Source organism: Clostridium sp. BL-8 (assembly GCF_002006495.1).
Lineage (GTDB): Bacteria > Bacillota > Clostridia > Clostridiales > Clostridiaceae > Clostridium.
The window spans coordinates 1-6,813 of the sequence record NZ_LZZL01000154.1 but is presented as its reverse complement, the minus strand read 5'-3'; the positions used below and the strand labels follow the sequence as shown (position 1 = coordinate 6,813).

At 30.4% G+C, this 6,813-nt stretch carries 9 protein-coding genes; 3 read left to right on the top strand and 6 right to left on the bottom strand.

Going from position 1 to position 6,813, the window contains the following annotated elements:
- Positions 1-89: 89 nt before the first annotated feature.
- From CLOBL_RS26355 to CLOBL_RS26335, 5 genes are all read right to left on the bottom strand, one after another.
- The gene (locus CLOBL_RS26355; protein WP_009169701.1) at positions 90-365 is read right to left on the bottom strand and encodes a metal-sensing transcriptional repressor; all 276 of its coding nucleotides are present in this window, start codon (positions 363-365) and stop codon (positions 90-92) included.
- Positions 366-493: 128 nt separating this feature from the next.
- Positions 494-715: a PC4/YdbC family ssDNA-binding protein gene (locus tag CLOBL_RS26350; protein ID WP_077861712.1), complete on the bottom strand. Its 222-nt coding sequence runs from the start codon at positions 713-715 to the stop codon at positions 494-496.
- 64 nt (positions 716-779) lie between these two features.
- Positions 780-1,625: an alpha/beta hydrolase gene (locus CLOBL_RS26345; RefSeq protein WP_077861713.1), complete on the bottom strand. Its 846-nt coding sequence runs from the start codon at positions 1,623-1,625 to the stop codon at positions 780-782.
- 17 nt (positions 1,626-1,642) lie between these two features.
- Positions 1,643-2,005: a DUF4180 domain-containing protein gene (locus CLOBL_RS26340; protein WP_077861711.1), complete on the bottom strand. Its 363-nt coding sequence runs from the start codon at positions 2,003-2,005 to the stop codon at positions 1,643-1,645.
- Positions 2,006-2,019: 14 nt separating this feature from the next.
- Complete coding sequence (locus CLOBL_RS26335; RefSeq protein ID WP_077861710.1) at positions 2,020-2,508, bottom strand: helix-turn-helix domain-containing protein; 489 nt, start codon at positions 2,506-2,508, stop codon at positions 2,020-2,022.
- Between the two features lie 277 nt (positions 2,509-2,785).
- Here CLOBL_RS26335 and CLOBL_RS26330 point away from each other — a divergent pair, with 277 nt between their 5' ends.
- Together CLOBL_RS26330 and CLOBL_RS26325 are read left to right on the top strand one after the other, a co-directional pair.
- A complete protein-coding gene (locus tag CLOBL_RS26330; protein WP_077861709.1) occupies positions 2,786-3,166 on the top strand; it encodes an Rrf2 family transcriptional regulator in 381 nt (126 codons plus the stop codon).
- A 165-nt stretch (positions 3,167-3,331) separates the two neighbouring features.
- On the top strand, positions 3,332-3,961 hold the full coding sequence (locus tag CLOBL_RS26325) for a class I SAM-dependent methyltransferase (protein WP_077861708.1): 630 nt from the start codon (positions 3,332-3,334) through the stop codon (positions 3,959-3,961).
- A gap of 217 nt (positions 3,962-4,178) precedes the next feature.
- On the opposite strand, the gene CLOBL_RS26320 is transcribed toward CLOBL_RS26325, so the two are convergent.
- A complete protein-coding gene (locus CLOBL_RS26320; protein ID WP_077861707.1) occupies positions 4,179-5,156 on the bottom strand; it encodes an AraC family transcriptional regulator in 978 nt (325 codons plus the stop codon).
- A gap of 278 nt (positions 5,157-5,434) precedes the next feature.
- On the opposite strand from CLOBL_RS26320, the gene CLOBL_RS26315 reads away from it, so the two are divergent.
- Positions 5,435-6,277 carry an SDR family oxidoreductase gene (locus tag CLOBL_RS26315; protein ID WP_077861706.1) on the top strand — a complete coding sequence of 281 codons (843 nt, stop codon included), beginning with the start codon at positions 5,435-5,437 and terminating at the stop codon, positions 6,275-6,277.
- The last annotated feature ends 536 nt before the right edge of the window (positions 6,278-6,813 follow it).

The window sequence follows — 6,813 nt, the reverse complement described above, 5'->3', positions numbered from 1 at the left end:
TTTATTTTTTTGCACAAAAATGAGCTGTGCACTAATTATTTAGTGCGACAGCCCCTTCTATTAAAAAATTATTACATTTTTAAATATTATTATGACATCCTCGAAAAATGTTCTACTGCTTTAGCAAAATCAGCAATTGTCTTATCAGCATCACCATGTTCTATTCCTTCACGGACACAGTGTTGAAGATGCCCCTCTAGTACTACTTGACCAACTTTATGTAATGCACTTTTAGCTGCATTAATTTGTATTAAAATTTCTTCACAAGGAACATCTTTATCTACCATTTCTGAAATAGCTCTAAGTTGACCTTCAATTTTTTTAATTCTAGTTTGTATCTTAGGAATATCCATACATTGACGCATACTAAATCCTCCTTTATAACAAAGTATGATATATACATATAGAAGAATATTAGTACTTAAATATATTGTTGTCAATAATTCGCTAGAAAATAGCCTCTCAATCTTCAACGCATAAGCTAAAAAGTATCTCAAATATCCATACTATTTAATAATTCTTTCAAAGCCTTAAGTTCATCATTACTTAAAGTAATACCCTTCCCCATCTTCTCATGTCCAGGTGCCCAATCACGTAAATCATACTTTGCTTCTTTCCCGTTCCAGCTTATTAAATTTAATTCTTTAGTCCATCCTTTTGACGATTCTGATATTTTCCCTAATTCTTTCTCTATTTCGAATTTAATTTCTGCCATAGTTAATACCTCCTATTCTTAAAATATCTTCTTCTAAAAGCATTGCCTTTAATATTGAATTATATCATTGTAAGTTCATCCATTCTATTATCTTATCTGCATTATTAACATTTGAATGTCCAGCCTCAGGTAAAATATTTATTTGTGCATGTGGAAGTAAATTACCTAAACGCCTTGCAGTCTTGTCTGAATGTAACATTATATCCTTTGCTCCTACAAATAACACTGTTGGCATAGTTAACAGCTTTAATTCATCATCAGAAAATATAGGAATGGTTTCTCTCCTATAATTGAAGTTCTTTCCTATTAGCTTTTGATATTTTAACATTTCTTCTGGTATAGGCTTATTGCCATTCACTTTGTAATATAACTTATTTATGCCTTTTTCTCCTAAAATCCCATAAAACATAGCTTTAAAAATAAAAGATGTCTTTTGTGGTCCTATCCCAGATGGACAAAGCAATACAAGTTTAGCTACCATTTCTGGATAATTTACCGAAAACTTTATTGCCAGCCATGCTCCTAAGGAGATTCCTATAACATTTGCTCTTTCTACTGATAGCTTTTCAAAAACCTCCTTAAGCCATTCTGCATAAGAAGAATCACTTAATGAAGGACGGTTTTCATCACTTTTTCCAGGCTCACCTAACATATCTATAGCATATACTCTGTAAATTTTGGAATACTTCTTTATATCTCTTAGCCACATTACAGAATTCATACCGCTTCCATGTAATAATATAAGAGGCGGATTACTTTTTTCACCGCTAGCTATAATAAAGGTCTTTCCATACTTTGTATCCACATAAAATTTTTCATATGATAGTGCCAATTTTTGAAGAAATTCATCATAAAATTTTATAACCCCATTCTTTCCTTCTTCTGTTTTAAATACACTATTTGTTTTCATCTCTATTTCTCCTAATATCATAATTTAGAAATCCAAATTTCTGCCTCTTCAATATTCTTAAAGGTTCTAAAATGATTTCCTTTGTTAGATTCCATGATCATTTCTTTAAATCTATCATTAAGTTTTTCTTCATTTTCTATAATAACTGCAACTTTTACATGATAGTTTATAAATTTTTGTACTGCCATACCTGCAAGTCTTGTCTTAAGATTAAAAAAATCTTCTGATAAGACATTTGAAGGAAACATAATTGTAAAAATGTCATTTTCCATACAAATAGATATACAATCCACCACATCTTGCTCTGAAGAAAGTTTCCATGCTTCAGAAGCAAATTCAATATATTTCATATTATTTTTATGTACTACTCTATAATTCAAAACATTCACTCTCCTTATAAATCCTTTTGTTCCACAAGCATAGAAATGGAGTTTAGCATTTCTTCAATGAAGCTTACATTCCCCCATAATAAAATCCTTAGCCTGTTTTCTTTTTCATCATATTTCATATTAATTGTTGATTTGCCCATTTTAGGATCTTTACAATTCATTACTGCTATAAGAGTATTTGATATTCTAAAATATTCTTCTTTATTTACATCATTTATATCTGCAACAGTAGATACATTTATTTTTTGCTTTTCAGTTTCTTTAACTTCTCCATTAGTAAGAAAATCAATACTTGATTCTTCTTTAATATTTTTATCATTTATATTAACATTATTCTTTTCCATAAAAAGACTTAAATCATTACCTGAAATTCTCCATTGCTTTCCTACTTTACTTGCCGCAAGCTTACCTTCTGTTATAAACTTTCTAATAGTTTTGTGATGCATGCCTAATATTTCTGCTACTTTATCTATTGTATAAAATTGATTCTCCATAAAAAATCTACCCTTTCAAAATTAGTCTATGGTCAAATTATAATAATTATTTTTACCAGCGTCAAGTACTTTATTGTACTTTATTGTATTTTATTGTACTTTAATAAACTTTATTGAACTAAAATAATAATCACTCTTTATTTAAATTTGTAGGTTTCGATAAAAAACATACTAAAAGTAACTTAATCGTTAATAAGTATTGACTAAAAGTATGAATAGGTATATTATAGACAAATACAGTCTGTAATATCTTATTAATAATACATGGAGGATTAGTATGAAATATACCAAAGCTACTAATTATGCATTACATATAGTTGCATATATGATTAAGTATGATAAAAAAGATAATTTAAGTTTGCAGCCTTTGGCAACCCATTTAAATATTGCGCCGAGTTATTTGTCAAAGATTTTAACACAATTAGTAAAAGCTGATATAATTCAATCAACTCCTGGTGCAAATGGTGGTTATGTTTTACGTAAAAGCAAAGAAGATATTTCACTTTTAGATGTAATTAAGGCAACAGAAGGAAGTAGCCCTATGTTTACGTGTGAAATGGATGAAAATCATGAGTGCAAAATCCAAAAAGCAATGGAAGAAGCAGAGAATATGATGGAAACTTATCTTAAAAATAAGAAACTATTTGAAATTATATAAAAACGCCTTAATTTCATAAGTGTTCTTATATTTTAATTACAGATAAATACACTCTGTAATATATTTGATTGAAATAATTATATTTTTGTTATAAATAGTTTATTACTAATGTTTAATCTAAAATATGATTTATGCTAATAATAAAATTATAAAGGAGATGTTTATATGTCAGAATTTTGGGAAAAAAGTTTTGCAGAAAAACAAGCAATGTGGGGATTTGAGCCATCAAGCACTGCAATTATAGTAGCAGATTACTTTGCTGAAAATAATCTAAAGGATATCTTAATACCAGGTGTTGGATATGGAAGAAATATAAAACCATTTATTGATAATAACATGGAAGTTACAGGAATCGAAATTTCTCAAACAGCAATTAATATAGCAAGGCAAAATGGAATTAATAATAACATTTATCATGGGTCAGTATCAGATATGCCTTTTGAAAATAAACTCTATGATGGTGTAGCTAGCTTTGCACTTATTCATTTGTTAAATGAATATGAAAGAAAAAAGTTTATTAATGATTGCTATAACCATTTAAAACCAGGTGGATATATGATTTTTACGGCTGTTTCAGAAAAAGCTCCAATGTATGGTAATGGCACGAAGCTTGCTGAAAATTATTATGAAACAACATATGGGGTAAAACTGTTTTTCTATAATTCTAAGTCAATAGAGAAAGAGTTTGGAAATTATGGGCTTGTAGATTTTGTAGAGGTTGATGACATATATAAGGATAATCCAGATAAACCTCCAGTAAACCTTTTAATGATAAAATGCAGAAAAGAGATATAAAGCTGATAAAATTCTCAAATAAAATCATAGAATATAGATAAACCCTATTATAGGGTAATCATATAAGAAAATAAAAAAATAGAACAAATGTCGTTCTATTTTTTTACTTTAAATCTATCCGCTAAATTATAGTTTATCTTTCAATTAATCCTCACAACATATTTTCAAAATACTATACTAATTACTTCACAACTATTACCATAATAAAGTAGACACCTTATATACCATTTTCAAATTCACCATTTTCAAAACTTTTTCGCAAAGCTCTTATATGTTTTAGTGGCGGCTGTCCAAATAACCGCTTATATTCTCTGGTAAACTGCGATGAACTTTCATAACCAACTTCCATGGCTGCAGTAGTAACATCCATAGAACCATTTAGCATGAGCCGTCTTGCTTCATGAAGACGAAGCTCTTTCTGATATTGCAATGGACCCATGGCAGTTACAGCTTTGAACTTATGATGCAGTCCTGATACACTCATATTATTTGATTTTGCTAGCTCTTCCACCGTAAAAGAACGGGTATAATTTTCCTTGATCCATTCTATAGCTTTACCGATTCCATCTGCCTGCTGATCGGCAAGCAACTGTTGAAAAAACAAGTATCCATACTCTCCTGTCAACAGATGATAAATCATTTCACGCTTAATAAGCTCCGATAAAAAGTAAGTATCTTTAGGTCTATCTATTAGCTTCAAAAGTCTAATAAATAACTCTAACAGTTCCCCATCTGATTTCCCTACAAATGCCCCTAAATAAAGATTCTCATTCTTTATGTCAAATTCAATATGAGCATCCATCACCACAGAAGCAATTTCACTTGTAGTAAGATCAATACGCAGACTAATACAGGGCAACTCCTTTGATGCTCCTATCACTTGCACGGATACAGGAATATCAATAATAGACGCTGCGAAATCACCTGTATTAAAATGTATAGTCTCCTCTCCGAAATGAAACTCCTTTCTTCCTTGAAGAATAATACTAAATGCTGGATTCATAACTCCTGGAGTTATAGGAATTTCATGACTGTGCCTAGTAACTGACAAAAATGGAATTGTTGTTTTGGTATTTCCATCAATTTTAGCTATCCTCTCTGTCATTTCAATTATAGTATTCAATGTCTTTTGCTTAATAAAGTTACTTTCTTCAAATAATACTTCTTTATTTAGATTTTCTTTTTGTTCTAACATTTATTTCTCACCCAGCCTTTATACTTAAACCATTTGCTGATAATTTCCACATCTTACTTCATTTCTTTAACTCCATGATAATATTTCTTAAAACTATAGTAAATATTATATCAAAAATCAATTTGTTTTTTCATTAGTTCATTGAATTAATACTTTGCAGAATTAGGCAGATTTTATACATTATCGTTATATTATGTTTTTATTTTTCATGTGATAATATGGTTAGTCAAACTTGATGTCTAAACTATTAAATTTTAATAAAAGAGAGGTATAAAGAAATGAAACAAAGAACTTGGTTTATAACTGGTATTAACAGTGGATTCGGACGACATATGACTGAACAACTCCTTGAGAGGGGCGATAAAGTTGCTGGTACTGTACGCAATATGAATTCAGTAGAAGACCTTAAGGAAAAATACGGTGCTCTTCTTAGAGTGTATCATCTTGACGTTACAGACACCAACGCAATTTATAAGGTTGTCGATCAAACCTTCAACGAACTTGGAAAAATTGATGTTATTGTAAGCAACGCTGGTTATGGGCTTATTGGTGCAGCGGAAGAATTAACTATTGAGCAAATTACTCATCAGATTAACACAAATCTCCTTGGATCTATCCATTTGATTAGAGCTTCATTACCACATCTACGTGCTCAAAGAGAAGGTCATATCATTCAGCTCTCATCATCAGCAGGCCAAACTGCATTCTCTGGAGGATCACTCTACCATGCAACTAAATGGGGAATCGAAGGATTCTGCGAAGCCGTAAGACAGGAAATCGCTCCTTTTAACATCAGTCTTACAATAGTGGAGCCAAGCGGAGCACGTACGAATTTTACACATCATAGTGTAGTATTGGGTCAAAAGTTAGAGGCTTACTCGATTTCTCAAGCACATAATGCAAGACGCGGTTTTGAAGATACCTCGGTAGTTCCTATTGGTGATCCTGCTAGAATGGTGAAAATCATGATTGACACTGCCGACCAAAAGCCAGCACCAATAAGAATTGCTCTTGGCAGCGGAGCTTATAATACGATACATCAATCACTTTCAAATCGTCTTGAAGAACTTGAAGCACAAAAAGAACTTGCCTTTTCTACTGATTTCTCTGCTAATGAATAGAAGGTAAAATAGGCATTTATAGTGTTGAATTTGTTAGATACAAATTTAAGTATATTTTAAAATCTTAGTAGAAACAAATGATCTGCTACCAATACTGTTCATTGGTAGCAGATTGTTTGTAAAATTGTTGACATATCAATTCTAAATTTTCCTAACCGTTGATTTTTTTAACTAGTTTATAAGAAGTCTCCACATGCTTCGCATGTTGAAACAAATCTAGAATAATATTCATACTTTGATTAGATTCAGCTTATCTTTAAAAAATAGGCTGTTATTTATGGTAAACTTGACCTTTCATTATCCTAAACTTTATTCAGAAGTTAAGCATTTCTTCTAGAACATAGGCTTCCTATTATAGACATAATCATCATTTCAAATTAACCTATAAAATATAAAAAAGATAGAACACTTATCTCTAAATATTCTATCTTCATTATACTTTATTTTTTACAAATTTTATATTAATATACCATATTATCAACAATATTTTGCATATTCCATTTATTAAATCTTATAAAGGAGCCAGCTGCAGCCTT

Excerpts from the sequence above, each read along its gene's own strand:
- CLOBL_RS26345 (WP_077861713.1), bottom strand. The coding sequence starts at position 1,625 with ATGAAAACAAATAGTGTATTTAAAACAGAAGAAGGAAAGAATGGGGTT.
- CLOBL_RS26355 (WP_009169701.1), bottom strand. The coding sequence starts at position 365 with ATGCGTCAATGTATGGATATTCCTAAGATACAAACTAGAATTAAAAAA.
- CLOBL_RS26320 (WP_077861707.1), bottom strand. The coding sequence starts at position 5,156 with ATGTTAGAACAAAAAGAAAATCTAAATAAAGAAGTATTATTTGAAGAA.
- CLOBL_RS26325 (WP_077861708.1), top strand. The coding sequence starts at position 3,332 with ATGTCAGAATTTTGGGAAAAAAGTTTTGCAGAAAAACAAGCAATGTGG.
- CLOBL_RS26350 (WP_077861712.1), bottom strand. The coding sequence starts at position 715 with ATGGCAGAAATTAAATTCGAAATAGAGAAAGAATTAGGGAAAATATCA.
- CLOBL_RS26335 (WP_077861710.1), bottom strand. The coding sequence starts at position 2,508 with ATGGAGAATCAATTTTATACAATAGATAAAGTAGCAGAAATATTAGGC.
- CLOBL_RS26315 (WP_077861706.1), top strand. The coding sequence starts at position 5,435 with ATGAAACAAAGAACTTGGTTTATAACTGGTATTAACAGTGGATTCGGA.
- CLOBL_RS26330 (WP_077861709.1), top strand. The coding sequence starts at position 2,786 with ATGAAATATACCAAAGCTACTAATTATGCATTACATATAGTTGCATAT.